Here is a 22139-nt window from a genome sequence, read left to right as displayed (position 1 = left end):
CCCCCCCCCCCCCCCCCCCCCCCCTCCCCCCCCCCCCCCCCCCCCCCCCCCCCCCCCCCCCCCCCCCCCTGGGGGGGGGGGGGGCGGGGCCCCCCCCCCCCCCCCCCCCCCCCCCCGCGCCGCGGCAAGCAGCGGCGCGCTGGCATTGTAGTCGAGATAGGCGCGTCTTCCGGCCATTTTCGTTTCGATCGGTCCTTTCAAGAGCCATTCCAAGAGCCATTCCGCGAGGATAGCGCGTTATTTCCTTGAAATTGCAAGGCAAGCCGTCCTATTTACGCGACTTGCGGCGCGGATGGCCGAACCACGACGTTTTGGCCACCCAGTTTTGAACAATTCTAAACTAGCTTCTAAGAAGACGCTCGCCCTGCGTCAAGGCCAGAGGAAGAGTTGTTCCGGGCGCCGCGCATTCTTATGCCATGTGGAGTATTTTATGCCTGAGGTCATTTTCACCGGTCCGGCCGGCCGCCTGGAGGGTCGTTACCAGCCTTCCAAGGAAAAGAGCGCGCCGATTGCGATCATCCTGCACCCGCACCCCCAGTTCGGCGGCACGATGAACAACAAGATCGTCTACGACCTCTTCTACATGTTCCAGAAGCGGGATTTCACCACGCTTCGCTTCAATTTCCGCGGCATCGGCCGCAGCCAGGGCGAATTCGACCACGGCACCGGCGAATTGTCGGATGCGGCCGCGGCACTTGATTGGGTGCAGTCGCTGCATCCTGATTCCAAGAGCTGCTGGGTCGCCGGGTATTCGTTCGGCTCCTGGATCGGCATGCAGCTTCTGATGCGCCGGCCGGAGATTGAAGGCTTCATCTCGATCGCGCCGCAGCCCAACACCTATGATTTCTCATTCCTGGCGCCCTGTCCGTCGTCCGGCCTCATCATCCATGGCGATGCCGACAAGGTCGCGCCGCCAAAGGACGTGCAGGGGCTGGTCGACAAGCTGCACACGCAAAAGGGCATCACCATCACCCAGAAGACCTTGCCCGGCGCCAACCATTTCTTCTCCAACGATGCGGACCTCCTGCTCCAGGAATGCGCGGACTATCTCGATCGCCGTCTGGCCGGCGAGTTGTCGGACCCGCGGCCGAAACGGTTGAGATAGGCGGAACAGCGAAGATATCTCCGGCATCTCGCGTCGGGCTCTGTCGCAGGTATGGCATTCGATTCGATGCCAGGCGGCGCATTACAGCGGTCAGGTGGCAAGAACGGATTCCCCTTTTGCTGACCGCCTTTGGGTGCTAAACGCCCGCGTTCACCCATACCACGCCCGATCCGCATCGGTTGGGCGCTTTCGGGAAAGAAAAAATGTCCGCCTTCAAATCCGATTTCCTGCGCGTAATGAGCGAGCGCGGTTTCATCCACCAGATTTCGGATGATGCGGGCCTCGACCAACTTTTCGCCAGCGAAACGGTGACCGCCTATGTCGGCTACGACGCCACGGCGACCAGCCTGCATATCGGCAATCTGATTTCCGCGACCATGCTCTACTGGCTGCAGGAGACCGGCCATCGGCCGATCGCGCTGATGGGCGGCGGCACTTCGATGATCGGCGATCCGTCCTTCCGCGACGACCAGCGCAAGCTTTTGACCCCTGAGGCCATCACCACCAACATCGAGGGCATCAAGCGCATCTTCGGCCGCATCCTGCGTTTCGGCGACGGTGCGGGCGACGCGATCATGATCAACAATGCCGACTGGCTGATGAAGCTCAACTATGTCGAGTTCCTGCGCGATGTCGGCCGGCATTTTTCGGTCAACCGCATGCTGACCTTCGACAGCGTCAGGTTGAGGCTCGAGCGCGAACAATCGCTCTCGTTCCTCGAATTCAATTACATGATCCTGCAGGGCTATGATTTCGTCGAGCTCAGCCGGCGCTATGGCTGCCGGCTGCAGATGGGCGGATCGGACCAGTGGGGCAATATCATCAACGGCGTCGATCTCGGACACCGCATGGGCACGCCGCAGCTTTATGCCCTGACCACACCGCTGCTGACGACGTCGTCAGGCGCCAAGATGGGCAAATCGGCCAAGGGCGCGGTCTGGCTGAACGGCGATCTCTACTCGCCCTATAATTTCTGGCAGTACTGGCGCAACACCGAGGACGCCGACGTCACGCGCTTCCTCAAGATTTTCACCCGCCTGCCGCTCAGCGAGATCGCGCGGCTCGCCGCGCTTGGCGGCTCCGAGATCAACGAGGCCAAGAAGGTCCTGGCCACGGAAACGACGGCCATCGTGCACGGCCGCGAGGCGGCCGAGCGAGCCGAGGAAACCGCGCGCAAGACGTTTGAAGAAGGCGCGCTGGCCGAAACGTTGCCGACCGTCGAGGTCGGCAAGGCCGATCTGGAAAGTGGCGTCGGCATATTGTCGCTGTTCGTTGCCGCCGGGCTTGCCGCGTCCAACGGCGAGGCGCGGCGACACATCCAGGGCGGCGCGGTGCGGCTGAACGACCAGTCCGTGTCCGACGATCGCCGGTTGGTGACACTTGAGGATCTCGGTCCGGAACAGGTCGTAAAGCTGTCGCTCGGCAAGAAAAAACACGTTCTGGTGCGGCCGGTCTGACGGGCCGCCTGATCGATCCCGATGGAATCGGGATGGGGCTCCATTAGCCTTTTCCGAAACCGGTTTCACTTCTTGCTGCGCTGACCTTCTCCCGCCATTGATGCGATCGAGTTCGCAGCTACCTGGCGGAAGGCGGAAGGTTCTGATCCGCCCTTTCTTGCTGCTGCGGTAGGAAGACTTCTTGATTCAGCCACATGCCCAAATTGCTGGATTTGGCAGCCCAGGAAGGATAGGCTTGGTTTTTGGTCCAAGCGATGGAACAGAGACTGGCCGCAATTCTGGCTGCCGATATGGCGGGCTACAGTCGGCTAATGGAGGCCGACGAATCCGGCACGCTCGCACGCCTTCGGACCCATCGCATAGAACTGGTCGATCCCGCCATCGCCAAGAACAAGGGCCGGATCATCAAGACCACCGGAGACGGCATGCTCGTGGAGTTCCAGAGCGTGACCGATGCCGTGAAATGCGCCGTGGAAATCCAACAGCGCATGAAACGGCGCAATTCGGATGTGCCGCAAGAACGGCGTATCGAATTCAGGATCGGCATAAATCTCGGCGACATCATTTTCGACGATGAGGACATTTTTGGCGACGGCGTCAATATTGCCTCGCGCATCGAGCAACTCGCCGACGTCGGCGGCATCTGCGTGACCGCAGCGGTGGCGACCCAAATTGCCGACCGTCTCGAAATTGCCATGGAGGACCTGGGCGAGAAGACGTTAAAGAATATCAGCCGCCCGGTTCGCCTCTATCGCATTGGGCTTGACAGTCCTGTCCTGCCAGAAGTCGAGGCAAAGCGATCGATCTCGAAACCTTCGATAGTGGTGCTGCCATTCAACAACATGAGCGGCGACCCCGAGCAGGAATTTTTCGCGGACGGGCTGACCGAGGACATCATCACCGAACTGTCCCGCCACCATGAGCTGTTCGTCATCTCGCGCAATTCCAGCTTCGTCTACAAGAACCGCGCCGTGAATGTGCGCGAGGTGGCCGAGAAACTCGACGTCCAATACCTGGTGGAGGGAAGCGTCCGCAAGATCGGCGACAGGGTGCGCGTGACGGTTCAGCTCATCGACACGGCGAATGACGCTCATATTTGGGCAGACAAATATGACCGGAAGCTGGACGACATATTCGCGATTCAGGATGAGGTGACCGCGGCGATCGCAGCCACGCTGCCCGGTCGTGTCGAGGCGGCTCAGCGGGACCAGCTTGCGCGGGCGAAACCTGCAAACATGGCCGCGTATGAATGTGTGCTTGCTGCCAAGGTGCTGCATCACCGAAGCACGATTGCGGATAATGAACGCGCCCAAACCTTGGTAGACAGGGCCGTCGCGCTCGACCCCGATTATGCCCATGCCCATGCCTGGCGGGCCTGCATTCTTGGTCAGGCCTGGGTTTATAACTGGTGCAAAGACAGGGATGCCGTCTGGAACGACATCATGGCAGCGCTGGACAGGGCGCTGGCGCTGGACGACAACGATGCCGATGTCCACCGCATCCTCGCCGCAGTGAACGTCAACAACAATGAGCTGACCACAGCGCGCTACCATCAAGAGCGCGCCCTCGCCCTCAATCCCAATTACGACCTCGTGGTGGTGCAGCAAGGCGAGTTGTTGACGTGGCTGGGAAGGCCGGAAGAGGGAATTGAATGGATCCGCAAGGCAATGCAGTTGAACCCGCACCACCCGGAGAGGTTCTGGAGCCATCTGGGAAAGGCGCATTTCGCCGCGCGCCAGTATGGCGAGGCGATCGAAGCTTTCATGCATCTGTCGACCATGGACTCGGTTCAGCACGCTTTCGCCGCCGCCTGCTACGGCTGGCTCGGCGACGAAATCGCGGCCGCGGCGCATCTACGCAAGATCAAAACGCTCGATCCCCAATTCGACCTCGATTCATTTATCGCCACCCTGCACTATGCCCAGAAGTCTGATGTGCAGCACGTCCGCGAAGGACTGCTGAAAGCCGGTATTGCCAACCTGTAGCCAGCCGGCAACTACGAACCGGATCCAATGGGGGACAGGCAAAAAAGGCCGGCCCCCCACCCGATGCGGACATTGTGGCATGACCGAACGAATCGACGGGCGGCTTAGGGTCATGGGCGTGAATTCAGCCGGGGCGAGCCAGAGTCCGCCCAGGTCAAGACTCGGTCGCTCGAAGTGATTGGGTTTTGACCTTACCGGTACTCGAAGATCGACCTGAAAATTCCGGGCGCGATCACCGACAGCGGATTGATGTCCAGTTTCGGCTTGTTGGCATTGCCCCTGAGCCGGTAAGTCACGCCGATCAGCCCGCGATCGCGGCCATTGCCGAGCAACGCGCCGAACAGCGGCAGTTCGCCAAAAATGCGGTTGAGGCCGTAGACCGGCATAAAGGTGCCGGTCATGTCCATGTTGTTGTTCCGGTCATAGAGCGTGCCCTGGAAGGTGGTGCCGATGCGCGGGCCGCGCAGCACGCCATTGGCCAGTTTCAGATAGCCGGCGCCCTTTTCGATTTCGGAAAAGCCGCGCTCGAACTTCACTCTCGACGTGTCGATATTGGCTTTGACGGCTTCGTTGAGGCTGCGGCTGTCGCCGGCCGGCGTCGTCGATACGAGCGAGGCGAGTTTCGGCTCGTTGACCACAAAGAAATCATGCGAGTCGACCTGGCCCTTCATCGGCCCATCGCTTGCCCCGGCGAGCGCCAGGGTGATCGAACCGCCCTCCATATGCTCGTAGATGTTGAGGAACCGCAGGATGGCGCCGGCATCGGCCGACCGCACGTTGAGGGCGCGCTTGCCGGCGCCGGTCGTATTGCTGATGCTGATGGCAGCACCCGAACTTGCCGTGGCGCTCACCTTGAGTCCATTCACCCTCGAGCCGGCGGCGCTGTAGTCGAGCTTCAGGTTCGACAGCGTCTCGTTGTGAAAGCCGGTCAGCGAATTGACGTCGGCGCTGACCGAAATCGCGTCGGAACCCGTGGCCTTGGTGGCGGTGTCGACATCGGACGTGAATTGCTTGATCAGCGAGCGCGCGTCCAGCGCGCTGCCGCTGATGTCGATCGCGTAGCCCTTGCCCGATCGTTTCACCGAAACGGCAACGTCGTCTCCCCGGTTCAGCTTGACGTTGCTGAACCGCGCCGAAGACAGGGCGCCGTTGACCAGCACCACGCCGCCATCGATCGAAAAGGTCTTTCCATTCAGGTCGAAGTCGGACAGCGTCGTGGTGTCGCCGGATTTGGCCATGGCAAATTTGACATTGGCTGGAATGCCGGGGCCCTTGCTCCAGCCGGCCCAGGGAATGTCCAGCCTGGCATTGGTCAGGTCCGCCGAAACAGTCTGGTTGCCCGTGCCGCTCTTGTCGATCTCGACCTTGACGGTTCCGGAAAGCAGCTCCGACAGGCCAGGCATGGCGGCGGCGCGTATCTTGTCGTCGAGCACCAGCGCCACTTTCCGGCTGCGTGGCGGTCCGCCATCCCTGAGCGGTTCGATCAGGTCGAGTTCGGCTGGAATGCCGTTGAGCAGCGCCTTGGCGGAGATCACGGCCTTCTCAGGCTCCACACTGATCGAACCGTCGGCGTCGGTCACCGTCTGGCCTTCGAACGGCTTGCCCAGCGACAGGTCCTTGTAATCGAGCGTCACCAGCCAATCGAGTTTCGACCTGTCGACGCCGGACTGTAGCGGAATGTCCGCCTTGACGTGGCCGGTCACCGTGCCCGACAGGTCGTCCGGCAGCAGGCCGACATGGCGCATGGCATTGATCGGATCATAGGAGGCGAGTTCGGCGATTGCGGACCCTTCCCCGGCGACGTCGATATCGAGCGCGCCGATCACCGGCGGGCGGTTCGCCGCCTTGATCGTCATCGTGCCGTTGCTTGCCGCCACCGTGCGGCCGCTGCCCATATAGACGTTGCCCGAGGACAAGGCGATGTCGACGTCGTTGCCGTGGAATTCGGCGACGCCCACGGCATCGCGTATCGGCGGGATATGGCCGGCCGTATCGAAACGCGACCCCTCGATCTGGAAACGGCCGAACACTTCATCTGATGAAAGCGGGATCCCGTTGCCGAGACGCCCTGGCACGACCTGGAATTGCAGGCTCGCGTCGACGACGCGGCCGCCGAACAGGTTCTTCAGCACCCAAAGGCGAGCCTTTCGCGCCGAAAACCAGGGCCAAAACTGCTTGACATGCGAGACCGGCATGTCGTGGACGTTGAAGGCTACAGAAATGCCCGGCACCTTTCCCCTGGCGAACTCGACCGAAGCCGTGCCCAGCGCCTCGCCGGCGGACCCGGACCTGATCCCGATCTGCTCGGCCACCAGCTTGCGGCTGCGGGTCTGATAGACGCCGGCCACCCGGGCGATGAAATGGAGCGCGGGTTCGGAGGATTCCGAAGGCGCCAGCGTCGAGCCGTCGCTGGTCAGGTCGTAGCGATAGGACGGCTCCTCGCCCGCTGTTCCAGTCGCCGGCTTCGGCCCGATCGAACCGGCGAACTCGAATGTCGAGCGACCGGTCCTCACTTGCAGCCGGTCCACCTGGACCTTGTTGGCGCCGGCGACAAGCGTCGCAGCGAGATCGACGTCGGCTGGAAGCGAGCCACGCGTGCCAAGATCGAGCACGGAACCGGTGAACGACAACGAGGCAGTCAGCCGCGACGCATTCTCGCCGGTTCCTTCCGATCCCGCCAGCTTCAAGGCAATCGCGCCAAGCGTCCCGCCCGGCGCTGCCGCAGCCTCGTCAACCTGCGCTATCTCGACGCTGGCATCCAGCGCCGTCACACGCCGCGTCGTCGTATCACGGCTGGCTGAGGCGGCGATGGTGAGTGCCCTGCCGTCGACAGCCGCGTCGGATGAAAACTCCATGCCGCCCGGCCCCGACTGCGCAACGGTGGCATCCGCGATCCTGACCAGTTTGACCAACCCGGCCTCGGGCGGAACGAGGTCGACATTGCGCAGCTCGATCCGGCGCATCGAATCCTCGCGCACCGCATCGAGCGCGTGACCGATGCTGGCAAAGACCGCATCGGCCAGCCTTTCCGGATCGATGAGGCCGTCGTCGTTGCGCAGCGCCGCCGTCCAGTCGCCACCCGACGGCAGTGCCGCCATCACGATGCGCGCGTCGGAAATCCTGGCGCTGGTAAGCCGCACCTCGCCCGAAAGCAGCGGTATCAGCCTTACGCCGAAGCGGACACGCCCGGCATCGGCCATCGGTTTGCCGTCGGCGGTCTTGAGGCTGACGTCGCTGACCTGCAGCGCAATGAAGCTCGATCCGTCGAGTGTCAGACGGGCCGGCCCGACCGCAACGTCGACGTCGACGCCGGCCAATTTCTCAATGGCCGTTTCCGCTTCGGCCCGCAGCCGCTCGGTGCCGAAGCCGGACATGCCGATCGCATACACAGCGGCGGTGGCCAGCAGCACAAGAGCCAAAAAGCCGGCGAACAGCCGCGCAAGAATACCAACACCGCGGCCCTGGCCGAGCGGCGGTATGCGGCAGGCGGACGGGAAGGCCCCCAGGTCGGTGATTTCATCACGCCTGAATCTGATCTTCTCGTGCTGCGGCTGCTCCTGATCCACACAATTTTCCGTTGAACGAACTCGACCGTGGACGAACCCCGGTGCGACAATATATCGATGAGGCTTCGCGCGTAACCACAAACAAGGGCATCGATATGGCTGATCTCGACGTCGGCGACGTTGCGCCGCAGTTCGACCTTCCCCGCGACGGCGGCGGCTCGCTCAGCCTCGCGTCATTGCTGGGAAAACCGGTCGTGCTTTACTTCTATCCGCAGGACGACACCACCGGCTGCACCAATGAGGCGATCGGCTTTTCGCAGTTGAAGCCGGAATTCGAAAAGCTCGGCGCGATGGTGATCGGCCTGTCGCCGGACAGCGTCCGAAAACACGACAAATTCAAGTCGAAATACGATCTGACCGTCGACCTCGTCGCCGACGAGGAGCGCAAGGTGATCGAAGCCTATCATCTGTGGGTCGAGAAGCAGCTCTATGGCCGCCGCTATATGGGTGTCGAGCGCGCAACGTTCCTGATCGGCAGCGACGGACGGATCGCCCGGATCTGGCGAAACGTTCGCGTCAAAGGCCATGCCGAGGCGGTGCTCGAGGCCGTGCGCGCGCTTTGACGTCAATTTCGGCTGTGGCCTGAACCCGTCTGAAGCACGGGGCGCCGAAGCAATCCGGCTGCAACCCATGGGCTGCAAGCTGGGCGCCAGCAACCGACCGTTAACCTTAATGATGTGTAATGAGGCTTGTCGTTGGTGTCGTAACGAAAGCTTGGTCCTGTGAACGTAGCCAGTCAGTCAACGGTCTTTGGCAGGCGCAAGGAGCCCCATACGGTCATTATCGCCCGGGGCAACGAGATCAGGCATTTCACCATACGGCCATGGGTTGCGGCATTTTGCGGCTCCGCGCTGGCGGCGATGGCCATAGGCTATCTGCTGGCGACCTCCTATCTCGTCCTGCGCGACGACCTGATCGGCGCGACCACGGCACGGCAGGCGCGCATGCAGCAGGCCTATGAGGACCGCATCTCCGCACTGCGCGCCCAGGTCGACCGGATCACCAGCCGTCAGCTGCTCGACCAGCAGCTCATGGAAACCAAAGTTGGCGAGTTGCTGGAACGACAGACCCAGCTCAGCCTGCGCCATGGCCGCCTCGGCCCACTCCTCGAACGCGCCGAGAGCGACGTCGGAACGCCCCCTGCCGCAAGCACTGCTGTGTCGGCAAAGTCGGATAAACGCGCCGAGGTGACCGACGCCCCGCCACAGGCCTATGCGGTTGCCAGCCTCGGCGCCACCCTTGGCGCTGGCGATGCCAGGCCGTTCTCGCTGTGGTCGACCCGCTCCGATCCGCTGCCGAGCGACACGGCGGCCGATCGTGCCGACAGGCTGTTCGTGTCGATCACTGAGGCGCTCAAGACTATTGAAGGCCAGCAGCTCACCCGCATCGCCACGCTTGCCGACAACGCCTACAGAAACGCCGATGCGATTTCTCAGGCGCTCGAGGCGGCTGGGCTGCCGGTCGACAGCGATTTCGGCAAGAGCGATGCCGGCGGTCCGCTGATACCACTCGACAGATCGATGGCGTTCGACAGCAAGGTAAGGGAACTCGACGAGGCGCTGGACGCGCTCGACCGGCTGAAGACGGAGGCGCGACGGCTGCCGCTCGCCAACCCCGCCCCCGGTCGTTCGGTCACCAGCCCGTTCGGGGTGCGCACCGATCCGCTCCTCGGAACCGCCGCGCTGCATTCGGGGATGGATTTCAGGGCGCCGACCGGAATGCCTGCCAAGGTCACGGCGCCCGGCGTCGTCGTCAAGGCCGGCTGGAACGGCGGCTACGGCCGCATGGTCGAGGTCGACCATGGCAATGGTTTTGCGACGCGCTATGGGCATCTCAGCAAAATCGACGTGACTGTCGGCACGAGGCTCAATGCCGGCGACGTCATCGGCAAGACCGGCAGCAGCGGCCGCTCGACCGGCCCGCATCTGCATTACGAAATCCGCCACCATAGCAAGGCCATCGACCCGCTGCGCTTCCTGAGGGTCGGCAAGAAGGTCGCGCGGTTTCTTTGACGCCCGGGCCTGTCGGCTGCGAGCGTCACGTCAGTGCAGGACCTTTGATGCTGGCGGGACAGCGCCGCCTCTGTCCTGCCGGACATCTCCCCCACAAGGGGGGAGATTGGCGGCTTGGCCGCTCCGCTCAATCCTGCAACTTGGACAATTGGCGAAATCCGGTGCGACATCCGATCTCCCCCCAAGTGGGGGAGATGTCCGGCAGGACAGAAGGGGGGCGCGAAGGAACGCGGCATAGCCGGATCTCGCGAAATTCTTTTTGAATTCCATTTGACTGAATAAATATTCGGTGCGAACCTCTTGTCTCCCAGGGATGCAAGACATGGCACTGCGGGGGACCAATCAGGAGTTTGGGCGGCCTTACAACAGGCGCATCGTCCTTGAGTCCATCCGGCTTCACGGCCCGATCGCCCGCGGCGACATTGCCAGGCGGGTCGGGCTCACCGTGCAAACGGTCTCGACCATCGTTCGCGAGCTGGAAGAACACGGCTACGTTCTGTCGATGCGCGAAGAGCCGCGCGGGCGCGGGCTGCCTCCGGCGACCCTGCGGATCAACCCGGAGGGCGGCTATGCCGTCGGCATCCACGTCACCCCGCTCGGCATCCATGCGGCGCTGATCAATTTGAGCGGAGACGTGATCGAGAGCGCCTACCGCGAGGCCCCCAACGCAACGCCCGACCATGCCTTCGATCTGATCGGCGCCATGGTGCTTGAATTGACCGGGCTGCGGCCGGGCGGTCGCGTTCTCGGCATCGGCATGGCGCTGCCCGGCCCTTTCGGCGTGGAAACGATGAGCTTTATCGGCCCGACGACGATGACCGGCTGGAAGGACGTGGCGCTTCGGGAACGGCTGGAGGCATCGACCGGGCTGCCCGCGTTTTTTGAGACCGACATGGCGGCCGCGGCAATGGGCGAGCGCCTGTATGGCCTCGGGACGGGATATTCCGAATACTACTATCTCTATTTCGGCGTCGGTCTTGGCGGCGTCATGGTTCATGACGGAAGCGCGTTGCGCGGCGCCTGGGGAAATGCCGGCGAGATCGGACACATCCCTGTCGTGCCGGGTGGCGAGCCGTGCCCCTGCGGCAATCGCGGCTGCCTCGAAAGATACCTCTCGCTCGAGGCGCTGCAGCGCCGGAACATCAGCGACGCCGATTGGGTTGATGAAGTCGGGCCGATCTTCCGCAACGCCATCACCATCGTCGAGAACCTGTTCGATCCCGAAACCATCATCCTCGGCGGGCTGGCGTCCACCGATCTGCTTGAACGGCTGGCCGGTTCGGTTGCCAGGCTTCCCAACTCGATCTCGGCGCGAAACGACCGCACGGCGCCGCGTGTCACCGTCGCGCGCGGCGGCCAGCATGCGGTGCTGCGCGGGGCCGCCGCACTTGCCGTCTCAGGCGTGCTCTCGCCACGCTTCGGCCAGATATTCACCGCCGAGCGCGAACGCGGGCGAGATATACTGCAAGGCAAGGGGATCGCGGCATGAGCGGAGCTCAGCCTGGCATGAGCGAACCCCTGCTGGTGCTCGACAACGTCACCAAGAATTTTGGCGCGATCGAAGCGCTCAAGGGCATCAGCTTCTCGATCGGCAAGGGCGAGGTGGTGGCGCTTCTGGGCGACAATGGCGCCGGCAAATCGACGCTGGTCAAGATCATCGCCGGCGGCCTGGAGCCGACCTCCGGCCGCATGCTGTTCGAGGGCAAGGATTTTCTCGCCAAATCTCCCGCCGAGGCCAAGGCGGCTGGGATCGAGACCGTCTACCAGGACCTCTCGCTTTGCACCAATGTCGACGTGGTGGCCAATTTCTTCATGGGCCGCGAGATCACCAGGAAATTTCTTGGCGTTGCCGTGCTCGACGAACCGGCCATGGAGCAGGTGGTCGAAAAGGCTTTGGCCAGCGCCGGCACGCGCATCCCTTCGCTCAGGACCAATGTCGAGCACCTCTCGGGCGGCCAGCGGCAGGCCATCGAGCTCAATCGATTCGTCCATTTTGGCGGCAAGCTCGTGCTTCTCGACGAGCCGTTCGCAGCACTCGGTGTCGAGCAGACGCGGCGCGGCCTCGACATGATCCGCCAGGTGGCGAGGCAAGGCATCGGCGTCGTCATCATCACCCATATCATGCAGCAGGCCTTCCAGGTCGCCGACCGGATCGTGGTGATCCGGCAAGGCGTCGTGGCCGGCGATGTCGCGCGCAACAAGACAAGTCCCGACGCGGTGATCGACATGATCACCGGAGAGACGCTCGCCGGTGCCGGACCGGCAGGCTGAGGGACAAACGACGGTCCGGCGCAAAAGGAGCGAACGACATGAAGAAAATACTTCTTGCTGTCTTTGGTATCCTGGCACTGGCCTTTGCCACGCTCACGCCGGCATCCGCCCAGTCCAAGGGCACCGTCTACTACCTGGTGCCGACGTTGCTCGACGAATTCCAGACCGGCTCGGTGAGCGCTCTGGAGATGTTCCTGAAGCAGGTCGGCTACGAGATGAAGACGCTGAACGCCGATAACAAGACCGACGCCCAGCAATCGCAAATGAACGACGTTATCGCGCTCAAACCGTCGGCGATCATTCTCGCTGCCGTCGATTTCAATGCCTTGAAGCCGTCTATCGAGGCCGCCCGCGCCGCCGGCATCCCGGTGGTCGAGTTCGATCGCCAGATCACCTCGACACCGTCCGATTTCACGTCGGTGGCGGGAACGGTCGAGATCGGCCAGATTGCCGCCGATCAGGCCGAGAAGCTCTTGAAGGCGAAGCACGGATCGGCGAAAGGCAAGATCCTCCAGGTGCTCGGCGATCCCGGCGACCCCTACACGCTCGACATCCAGAAGGGTTTCGAGGAGAAGATGAAGGCGTTCCCGGACGTCAAGATCATCTCGGTTCCTGCCATGCAATGGGCGCCGGATGCAGCTGGGACCATCGTCAACGACCAGATGCTCGCCAACCCTGATATCGACCTGATCTTCAGCCATGCGGCGCACCTCTCGGTCGCCGCCGTCGCCTCACTCGAGGCCGCCGGCAAGAAGCCGGGCGACGTCATGCTGATGAGCTCGAACGGCGCGCCGGTCGGCCTCGACCTGATCCGCAAAGGCTGGCTCAACGTCGAAGTCGAGCAGCCGCTCTACGCCCAGGCCGCCGCCGTCGCCATGTTCATGGACAAGGTCGTCAGCAAGCAGGAGATCAAGCCGGGCGAGTACGACGTGCTCGGCCTGAAGTCGACCGTGACCATCGAAGCCTGGGGACCGAACATCAAGATCCCAGGCGCTGCGATCACCAAGGAAAACGTCGACAACCCGGCCTTCTGGGGCAATCTGAAGCCGCCCTCGGGCACCGTGAAGCCGGTCGAATAGCAAAGTCGCCCAGGGCTCCGGGCCGCGCTGGCCCGGAGCTCAACCCCTTTGCAGCTCGGGGCGTCCGAACGGACGCGCAAGGCAGACTGCAGCAATTTTCAATCCGCGCATGATCCTTTCCGAGGATCGATGCGCCAGCCGGATCAGCACATGAATCCCCGCACGCGCCACGCCCTCGAGTTCGTCCTCGACAACCTCGTCTGGTTCATGCTGGTCTTCGTGCTGGTGGTCTTCTCCATCTCCATTCCGAACTATTTCCAGCTCGGCATCTTCGCCAACATCATCGAGGCGTCGAGCGTGCTTGGCGTCATGTCGATCGGCCTGGCGCTGGTCATCATCGCCGGTCACATGGACCTGTCGGTCGAATCCGTGGCGGCGCTCAGCGCCATGGCGGTCGGCATCCTGTTCTGCTCGGCGGGTATCGGCCTTGGCGTTCAATTGCACCCGGCATGGCTGATGGTTCCGGTGTCGCTGCTGATCGCCCTTGCTGTCGGCGGCATCATCGGCGCCATCAACGGCTACCTGGTCGTCAAGGTTAAGATGAGTGCCTTCATCATCACGCTGGCGTCCTACATCTGGGTGCGCGGCCTCGTGCTGGTCATTTCCGGCGGCCGCTCGGCACAGGACCTCGCGCCGGCAATCCGCTGGTTCGGCATTCAGCGCCTGCTTGGCCTGCCGCTCACCGCTTGGATCGCGATTGCGTGTTTCGTGGTCTTCTCGCTGATCATGGCCAAGACCCCCTTCGGCAGGCACCTGATCATGATCGGCGGCAACGAGACCGCAACCTTCCGCGCCGGCATCCGCGTCAACCGCAACCTCGTCATCGCCTTCGTTCTCGCCGGCGCCATCGCCGGCCTTGCCGGCTGGCTGCTGGCGATCCGCACCTCCGGCGCCACCGCCAATCTCGGTGTCGGCCTGCTGTTCAACGCCTTCGCCGCCGTCGTCATCGGCGGTGTCAGCCTGAAGGGCGGCGTCGGCACCCTGCCCGGCGTCTATGCCGGCGTGCTGCTGCTGTCGGCGATCAACACGGCGATCAACCTCATGGGCCTGCCGGCCAACTTCACCCAGGTGATCCACGGCCTGCTGGTGCTTGCCGCTGTATTGCTCGACGCGTTCAAGCAAACCATCCGCCAAAGACTGGCATGAGAGGGGGGGCTGGCATGACCGGGCGTCCAGGGATCGGAAGACTTTCGGACAAGGTTGCGCTGATCGTCGGCAGCGCCCGCGGCATCGGCAAGGGCATCGCACAGCGTTTTGCCGAAGAGGGCGCCAGGCTGGTGCTGGCCGATACCGAGGTCGAGGCCGGGCAAGCGGCCGCGGACGAAGTCGGCGCTGCCTTCATCGGCACCGACATCTCGCAGATGGCCGATGCCGAGGCCGCCGTAGCACTGGCGCTCGACCATCACGGCCGGCTCGACATCATGGTCCAGAATGCCGGCATCTATCCCTGGCAATTGCTGGAAAACACCAGCCCCGAGGACTGGGACCGTGTCATGGCGGTCAATCTGCGCGGCAGCTTCAATGCCGCCCGTGCGGCGCTCGTTCCGATGAAGGCGCAGCACTTTGGCCGCATGCTGTTCACCTCCTCGATCACCGGCCCGCACGTCACCAGCCCCGGTCACGGCCACTATTCGGCGACCAAGGCCGGCATCAACGGCCTGATCCGTTCGGCCGCCCTCGAATTCTCGACCTATGGCATCACCGTCAACGGCGTCGAGCCCGGAAATATCCTCACCGAAGCCATCCAGCTGCATCGCGGCGCCGCCTATATCAAGACCATGGAGGACTCCATACCGCTCGGCCGCCTCGGCAGCCCACGCGACGTGGCCAATGCTTTCCTGTTCCTGGCCTCCGACGACGCCAGTTATATCACCGGCACGACCATCATCGTCGATGGCGGGCAACTGCTGCCCGAAGGCAAGGATTTCCGGCTGCTTCCGCCATGATCTTTCGGCGCCGGTTTTTGCCACGACGAAACGATGCCGCGCCCGATAAACTCGATTCGCTGCCAGTGCTTCAACATCGGTTTACCCGAAGTTGGTAACAGCAACGACGCTCGCTTTCGTGATCAAGCAAAGGGCCTACCTTGCGGCAGCATCATAGCTCTCCTTTCGGCAACCTGAGCGAGTGCAATTTTAGATTGCACAGCTGCGGACAGCTGCCGTTCGCCGCGATAGCCGATAGGGAGCCTGCCAGTGTCCGAAAACGCCAGGACTCCGTTGCCGGGAGCCGGACTTGAGCGTCGTTCGCGCCCTGGAAGGCGCCGATCTTCCGGCAGTCGCAGGCATGTTCCAACGCGTGCTGCGCAAAGAGCGGACCGAAGCGCCGGCCTCGCTCATCGACTATATGAGACGGTTTTATCTGGAGGCGGCGGGTTGCGGAGGCGATCTGCGGTCGCTTGTCCATGTCAACGACGCCGGCCGTGTCTCCGGGTTTGTCGGCGTTCACGTGTTGCCGATGCAGTTCAACGGCCGGCAATTACGCGCCGCCATTTGCGGTTCGCTGATGGTCGAAGATCATGAGCGCGACCCGCTGGCCGGCGCCCGCTTGTTGAAGGCTTTTTTGGATGGCCCGCAGGATATCTCCTTCAGCGAGACGGCCAATGACGTTTCCACAAAATTGTGGAAACGGCTGCGCGGCGTTGTCTTGCCGCAATACAGTCTGGACTGGGTGCGTGTGATGCAGCCGGCCAGCTTTGTGCTCGGTCTTTCCACCAGTCGCATGAAGCTTGCCCGAATGCTCAATCCGTTTGCCCATGCCCTCGACCGGTTTTATTGCAGGCGAATAAAGTCCGGCGAACGACGCTGGTCCGGCGTGGCGGCGGACGGGGCTGGTCATGGGGCTTTTCGGACATCGCAAATCGACAGCGACGCTTTTGCCAAGCTCGTCGAACCGTTAACCGCCCAGTTCGCCCTGCGCCCGAATTGGGCGGACAGCCAGCTTGATCATATGCTGACCGATGCGGCACAAAAGCCGAATCTGGGCGCGCTTGTCTATGTTTGCGTGGCATCGCCGGTCGGCACCAATGTCGGCGCATTCGCCTATCATTCACGGGCGGGCGGAATCGGTCGCGTGCTGCAGATCCTCGCCCTCCCCGGCCAGGCGGGCTCCGTCATCGACTGCCTGATCGATGATGCCGCCGCGCGCGGCGTCAGCGGCCTGCGCGGACGCATTCAACCCGCACTTCTGGAAGCAATGCTTGGGCGACGCATGGCTTTCCTGACCGTTGCCTCGACCGTAGTGCATTCACGCGATCCAGAGCTTCTGGATGCCATGAAGAATTCGCAAGCTTTCCTGAACGGGCTTGCGGGCGAGCAGTGGAGCCGGCTGATCGGCGGCCGCTTCACCTGAACGTTGAAGATTGGCGAAGCCAGTGATGACAGCCAATCTCCCCCCTCGTGGGGGGAGATGCCAAGTTTTGGCAAAGAGGGCCAGGGCAGAGGGGGGCGCGAAGGATCGCGGATTCATTCCAGCTTGGGTTCCTCGGCCCCCCCCCCCGGGGGGGGGGGGGGGGGGGGGCGGCGGGGCCCGGGCGGGGGGGGGGGGGCCGGCGGGCGCCCCGCCCCCCCCGCGGGGGGGGGCCCCCACCCCGCCGTCTGGCCCCCCCCCCCCGCGCCCTACGAAAGCCCCCTCTCCGGCCGCTTCGCGGCCACCTCTCCCCCACTTCGTGGGGGCGAGGAACCCAGGTCTTGAGAGGTCGGCGGGACAGCACCCTGGACAGCGACCCCCTCTGGCCTGCCGGCCATCTCCCCACAAGGGGGGAGATCAGCAGCTTGTCTGCCTCACCAGTTCTGTAACGCTTCACAATAGTCCGGATCGAGAGAGCCAGCTCAGGTATCGACTTCCTCGACCTCATCGACAAGTTGCGGGCGCAGGTGCAGGTAGCGCGTCGCCTTGCGCTTGGCGGCGATGTCGGCCCAGACGCGTTCCACTTGCGAGGCGTCCAGTCCCGCCGCCTGCCCCACCACTTCGGCGGCCACGCCGTTGTTGAGGCCGCAAAGGCAAAGATCCATTCGGTCATAGGCAAGCGAGAAGTAGAACTCCTCCTGCGTCTGCGCCAGCGAGTAGGTATCGGTGGTCGGCGGCCGGCTGCGGATTTCCTCGGGAACGCCGAGATAGGCCGCCAGCGCATAGACCTGCGTTTTGTAGAGGTGGGCGATCGGCTTGACGTCCGCCGCACCGTCACCGTTCTTGACGAAGAAGCCCTGATCGTATTCCAGCCGGTTGGGCGTTCCAAGAACGGCGAAGTTCAGCCGGTCGGCATGATAATATTCGATCTGCTTGCGGGTGCGCTGTTTCATGTTGGTGGCGGCGACGATGCCGAGATAGACCGGGAGCGGCATTCTCAGTTTGGTCTGCTTGCCCCTGGGGTCCTGGACGACGAGCGACGAAATATTGTAGCCCTCATGCTCGAGGGCGTTCGCAATCACGATCTTCGAGGCCCAGCCTTCGCCGTAGTCCGGGACCAATTCGCGGATGAAAGCGTCGCGACGCTGATAGCAGCCCATGGCGCGCAGGGTCGGCCCGATATCCTCCACAATAGCCTCGACACCGAAAGTGCCGGCGACAAGGCGGCCGAGCCGCAGACTTTCCGGATCGGAATCGTTTTCCGGCATGAAGAGGCACAGTACATTCTGTGGCCCGACGGCTCGCGCCGCCAAGGCGACCGAAACGCTGGAATCGATCCCGCCGGAAAGACCGAGCACGAGGCCGCGCTTGCGAATGCCGCGCAACTGCTGGCGCAACGCCGTCACGATCCTGTCCGTTTCGGCGCCGGGGTCGATCGCCAGAGCCTGCGCCAGAAAGGTCTGCGCGCCATCGCCGGGGCGACCACTCATTGCGCGGCCTCCATCATCTCCGACGCAAGCCGGCGGCTGACCTTGCCCGTATCCGTCTTCGGCAATTCCCGGGGGAATTCGATGATTTTGGGGACCATGAAATCCTCGAGGTGACGGGCGCAGTGGCGCATGACATCCTTTTCGCTGAGCTTCGGGTCCGAGCGTATGACGAGCGCGCCGATCGCATGCCCGAGCAGCGGATCCGGCACGCCGACGACAACGGCTTCGGCGATGCCGGGATGGGCGTGAAGCACGGCTTCCACTTCCTTCGGCGCCACTTTTTCTCCCCGCGTCTTTATGATGTCGTCCTTGCGGCCGACGAAATAGAGAAATCCGTCCTCATCGGTCCTGAACAGGTCACCGGTATAGAGGACCTTCTCCCAAGGGTTCGGGCCCGGTCGCAGCGCCCGTTCGGTCGCAGCTTCGTTGCGCCAATAACCCTGCATGACGTGCGGTCCGCGAATGACCAGCTCACCCGCTGCGCCCGTTGGCAGGCGTTGCCCGTTGTCGTCGACGACAAACACTTCGGTGTTCGGAATGGCTATGCCGACCGATCCCGGCCGGCGGTCGAGCTCCTCGGGCGGGAGGTAGGTGCAGCGCTTGCATTCCGTCTGGCCATACATCGAATACAGCCTGACACCGGGAAAAAGGCAGCGCAGGCGTTCGATATGGGCCGGCGGCAAGGCCGCAGCCGTGTTGGAAATATAGCTGACGCTGGGCAGGAAGCCCGGTTCCAGGTCCCGCATCTGCAGGATCATCGCTGCCATCGTCGGCACCAGCGGAAGACCGGTGACGCCCTCCTCGCGAATACGTTCGAAGACCGCCTGAGGAAAGGCGAAGGATTTTTCGAGCACGAGCGTGGCGCCGAGCCTGACGGCCATCAGCAATTGATAAAGGCCATAGTCGAAGGCAAGCGGAAGGACATTCAGAATGATGTCGTCCGGCGTGTTACGCAGATAGGTGGTGATGGAGTCCGCTGCCGCGTCGCAATTGCGGTGCGTCATCATCACGCCCTTGGGCCGACCGGTTGAGCCTGAGGTGTAGATCAACATCGCCAGATCGACGTCGATGCCGCGGTGGTCGATCTCCCCGGCTTCGAGCGTCAAACAGTCGGCCAGCGATGTCGCCCCCACCGGGCATTGGCCATCGGCGCCAACGGTCGAAGCCACGAAGATGCCGGTGTTGCCGCCGCAGGCTTCAGCGACCACGGGCATCAGTTTTGCCTGGGTGAGGATCGCCGCAGCGTCGCAATCGGCAAGGATATAGGCAAGCTTGTCGGCCTTGGTCGATGGGTTGACCGGGATGAAGGTCGCCCCTGCCTTGAGCACAGCGAAAATCGAAACCGCGGCCTCCCAGCAATTGTCCATGAGGATCAGGACCCGATCATCGCGCCTGACGCCGTTCAGGAAAAGGGCAGCGGCAAGGCGACTCGAGAGATCGTCCAATTCTTCGTAGCTCAGCCTTTTATGCCTGGTGATCAATGCCGTCTTGGCAGGTTGGGCAGCGGCATTCGCGGCCAGAAAATGTTCGATCCGCACGGAACGCTCCTCGCCGATCGGGCCTAGACTGTCGCTGCTTTCGCCTTGATGAAGGACGATATACGGTCGACCGAATCCAGATTGGCCGGCACAATGTCGGAATCGACCATCGCTATGCCGAAGGTATCCTCGATGAAGGCCACGAGTTCGACCACGGCGGTCGAGTCGATGATGTCGTTCTCGATCAGCGAGGCTGCATCTGCAAGTTCGTAAGACGTGTCGCCGAACAAGAAGTTGTCGACGATAAAGGCTCTGACCTTGTCCTTGATTGTAATCATCATTTTTTCCTTCCCTGGATTTCCTAGGCCGCTCGTGCCGCACTGGCTTCTTGGCCGGTGAAAATTTTCTGCCACAGTTGCGTCGACAGGATGCCGACGAAGGCCGCGTTGTCGCGGAACCCCGACACTGGCTGCGTGCGGCATTTCTCATGAAGGCTGGCCACCGCCTTGGCGTTGAACAGTCCGCCGGCAGCGATGCTCGCTTCACTCAGCAAATCGCTGATATAGTCCAGTTCCCCGGCTCCGACGAAGGAGCGGGCGTCCGGAGCCCGGTAGGGCTGTTTGGCACGTTCCCGGATCGCGCTGGGAAGCAGGTGCTTGGCCGCTTTGCGCAATATGTGCTTTTCCACCAAACCCTTCAGCTTCATGTCCGGCGGAAGTCTTGCGGCAAATTCCACCAGGCGATGATCGAGGTAGGGAAACCGCCCTTCGATACCATGCGCCATGGCCATCCGATCGCCTTGGCTGGAGAGGATGTAACCCGGCAGCAGGAAGCGGCTTTCGAGATATTGCGCCTGATGCAGCGGGTGCCACAGGGGAAAAGCCTGGGGCAGCCGGCTGACCAGTTCCTCGGCCGCATCATAGCCCTTCAACGTCGCGCGCAGGTCACCGGAAAAGAAAATCTTCGCCGCCGCCGTGGTCTTGAAGCGCGGCCGATGCGAGAACAGCGGATCGTCGAGCGCAGTGTTGCCGGTGTTGCCGGCGCCGAAGAACGCCGCCAAATACTCCACGGACTGCTGCTGCAGGCCCGGCAGATAGGGATAAAGCCTGCGGAACAGGTTTGGCCTGATGCGCGATGCCGGCTGGCGTGCGCAGAACCGGCGCACACGCGCTTCCCTAAAAATATCGTAGCCGGCAAAAACCTCGTCGGCGCCCTCGCCGGTCAGCACCACTTTCAGGCCGGCCTGGCGAACGAGGCCGGACAACTGGTAGAGCGGGGCCGGGGCGGTGCGGATGATCGGCCGCTCGGCAAAGCGGATGACTTCGGGGAAGACGCCGGCGATATCGCCGCCCTGGCAGGCAATGGTTCGATGGCGGGCGCCAAGGGCTGAAGCCATCTCGGTCTGGAAGGCGCTTTCGTCGTGCTCGGCGCTGTCGAACGTCACCGAAAATGTCTGCAGCTGGAGAGGAGTCATGCCGGCGGCAAGCACTGAGACCAAGGATGAATCGAGCCCGCCCGAAAGATAAGAACCGACCGGCACGTCGGCGCGCATGCGAAGCCTCACCGCATCGCTCAACAGCGCCTGCAGTTCCTCGGCCGCATCGTCCTCGTTCGTGAGCTTCGGCGGCGCGTCCCGATGCGGATAATCGAGCTGCCAATAGCGTTTGACCGTGACTTGCCCCGGCGTCGCGATCATCACGCTCGCCGGCTCCAGCTCAAAAATATTGCGGAAAGCCGTGCGGGGAGCGATCGGCGCCCACAGCGTAAAGATCTGGTCGAGCGCTATCGGATCGATCTCGGCCGAGACGCCGGGCACTTTTAGCAGCGCCTTGATCTCCGACGCGAAGTAAAGCACGCCGTCCTTGTTCGTGTAGAACAGCGGCCGGACCCCCACGCGGTCTCGGGCAAGCACCATGCGCCGGCGCCTGTTATCCCATATCGCGAAGGCGAAATCGCCGTTCAGAAGCGACAGGCAGTCTTCGCCCATCTCGTCATACAGGTGCAGGATGACCTCGGTGTCGCTCGACGTGCGGAAGCGCCGGCCCTTGGCGATCAGCTCTTCGCGCAGTTCCAAATAGTTGAAAATCTCGCCGTTGAACGCAATCGTCAAATTGCCTGACACGTCGGACATCGGCTGCTGGCCATCACCGATGCCGATCACCGACAGCCGCGCATGGCCGAGCCCGGCGTCGGCGGTCACAAATTTCCCTTGCTCATCCGGCCCGCGATGGGCGATCGCAGTTATCATCCGCGCAAGCAAAGCTTCCGCATCCCGGATCGAACCGAAATAGCCCCCGAATCCGCACATTGCTATGACTCTTATATCGGTGAGGTACGGAGCATAAGCG

The 22139-nt window shown here is 62.9% G+C and carries 16 protein-coding genes; 11 read left to right on the top strand and 5 right to left on the bottom strand.

Annotated features, from left to right (window positions below; translation table 11 throughout):
- The first annotated feature begins 430 nt into the window (after nt 1-430).
- The 3 genes from AC0L16_RS08175 (at nt 431) to AC0L16_RS08165 (ending at nt 4547) form a co-directional block, all read left to right on the top strand.
- Complete coding sequence (locus AC0L16_RS08175; protein ID WP_027154148.1) at nt 431-1105, top strand: alpha/beta hydrolase; 675 nt, start codon at nt 431-433, stop codon at nt 1103-1105.
- A 203-nt stretch (nt 1106-1308) separates the two neighbouring features.
- On the top strand, nt 1309-2562 hold the full coding sequence (tyrS, locus tag AC0L16_RS08170) for a tyrosine--tRNA ligase (RefSeq protein WP_473620057.1): 1254 nt from the start codon (nt 1309-1311) through the stop codon (nt 2560-2562).
- Nucleotides 2563-2816: 254 nt separating this feature from the next.
- Nucleotides 2817-4547: an adenylate/guanylate cyclase domain-containing protein gene (locus AC0L16_RS08165; protein ID WP_473620056.1), complete on the top strand. Its 1731-nt coding sequence runs from the start codon at nt 2817-2819 to the stop codon at nt 4545-4547.
- Between the two features lie 191 nt (nt 4548-4738).
- Here AC0L16_RS08165 and AC0L16_RS08160 read toward each other — a convergent pair whose 3' ends face one another.
- A complete protein-coding gene (locus AC0L16_RS08160) occupies nt 4739-8113 on the bottom strand; it encodes a hypothetical protein (RefSeq protein WP_473620055.1) in 3375 nt (1124 codons plus the stop codon).
- Between the two features lie 95 nt (nt 8114-8208).
- Between AC0L16_RS08160 and AC0L16_RS08155 the strand changes: the two genes are divergently transcribed.
- From AC0L16_RS08155 to AC0L16_RS08120, 8 genes are all read left to right on the top strand, one after another.
- On the top strand, nt 8209-8676 hold the full coding sequence (locus tag AC0L16_RS08155) for a peroxiredoxin (protein WP_292550587.1): 468 nt from the start codon (nt 8209-8211) through the stop codon (nt 8674-8676).
- A gap of 159 nt (nt 8677-8835) precedes the next feature.
- A complete protein-coding gene (locus AC0L16_RS08150) occupies nt 8836-10125 on the top strand; it encodes a M23 family metallopeptidase (RefSeq protein ID WP_473620054.1) in 1290 nt (429 codons plus the stop codon).
- A 322-nt stretch (nt 10126-10447) separates the two neighbouring features.
- Complete coding sequence (locus AC0L16_RS08145; RefSeq protein ID WP_473620053.1) at nt 10448-11614, top strand: ROK family transcriptional regulator; 1167 nt, start codon at nt 10448-10450, stop codon at nt 11612-11614.
- A gap of 17 nt (nt 11615-11631) precedes the next feature.
- Nucleotides 11632-12396, top strand: a complete 765-nt coding sequence (locus AC0L16_RS08140; protein ID WP_473620052.1) for an ATP-binding cassette domain-containing protein — start codon at nt 11632-11634, stop codon at nt 12394-12396.
- A gap of 38 nt (nt 12397-12434) precedes the next feature.
- Entirely contained in the window at nt 12435-13475 is a 1041-nt protein-coding gene (locus AC0L16_RS08135; protein WP_473620051.1) for a sugar ABC transporter substrate-binding protein, read from the top strand.
- Nucleotides 13476-13625: 150 nt separating this feature from the next.
- The gene (locus AC0L16_RS08130; protein ID WP_473620049.1) at nt 13626-14621 is read left to right on the top strand and encodes an ABC transporter permease; all 996 of its coding nucleotides are present in this window, start codon (nt 13626-13628) and stop codon (nt 14619-14621) included.
- A gap of 14 nt (nt 14622-14635) precedes the next feature.
- Complete coding sequence (locus tag AC0L16_RS08125) at nt 14636-15421, top strand: SDR family NAD(P)-dependent oxidoreductase (protein WP_473620048.1); 786 nt, start codon at nt 14636-14638, stop codon at nt 15419-15421.
- 289 nt (nt 15422-15710) lie between these two features.
- A complete protein-coding gene (locus AC0L16_RS08120) occupies nt 15711-16826 on the top strand; it encodes a hypothetical protein (RefSeq protein WP_473620047.1) in 1116 nt (371 codons plus the stop codon).
- 479 nt (nt 16827-17305) lie between these two features.
- Here AC0L16_RS08120 and nadE read toward each other — a convergent pair whose 3' ends face one another.
- Genes nadE through asnB form a run of 4 tightly spaced genes read right to left on the bottom strand, consistent with a single transcriptional unit; the run spans nt 17306 to nt 22099 of the window.
- Entirely contained in the window at nt 17306-18313 is a 1008-nt protein-coding gene (gene nadE / locus AC0L16_RS08115; protein ID WP_473620046.1) for an NAD(+) synthase, read from the bottom strand.
- Complete coding sequence (locus AC0L16_RS08110; RefSeq protein ID WP_473620045.1) at nt 18310-19851, bottom strand: class I adenylate-forming enzyme family protein; 1542 nt, start codon at nt 19849-19851, stop codon at nt 18310-18312. The genes nadE and AC0L16_RS08110 overlap by 4 nt, the downstream gene beginning before the upstream one ends.
- Before the next feature lie 23 nt (nt 19852-19874).
- Complete coding sequence (locus AC0L16_RS08105; RefSeq protein ID WP_473620044.1) at nt 19875-20132, bottom strand: acyl carrier protein; 258 nt, start codon at nt 20130-20132, stop codon at nt 19875-19877.
- Between the two features lie 20 nt (nt 20133-20152).
- The gene (gene asnB / locus AC0L16_RS08100; protein ID WP_473620042.1) at nt 20153-22099 is read right to left on the bottom strand and encodes an asparagine synthase (glutamine-hydrolyzing); all 1947 of its coding nucleotides are present in this window, start codon (nt 22097-22099) and stop codon (nt 20153-20155) included.
- Nucleotides 22100-22139 lie beyond the last annotated feature (40 nt).

The organism is Mesorhizobium sp. WSM4848 (assembly GCF_055811375.1).
This window is presented reverse-complemented; position numbering and strand designations above follow the sequence as displayed.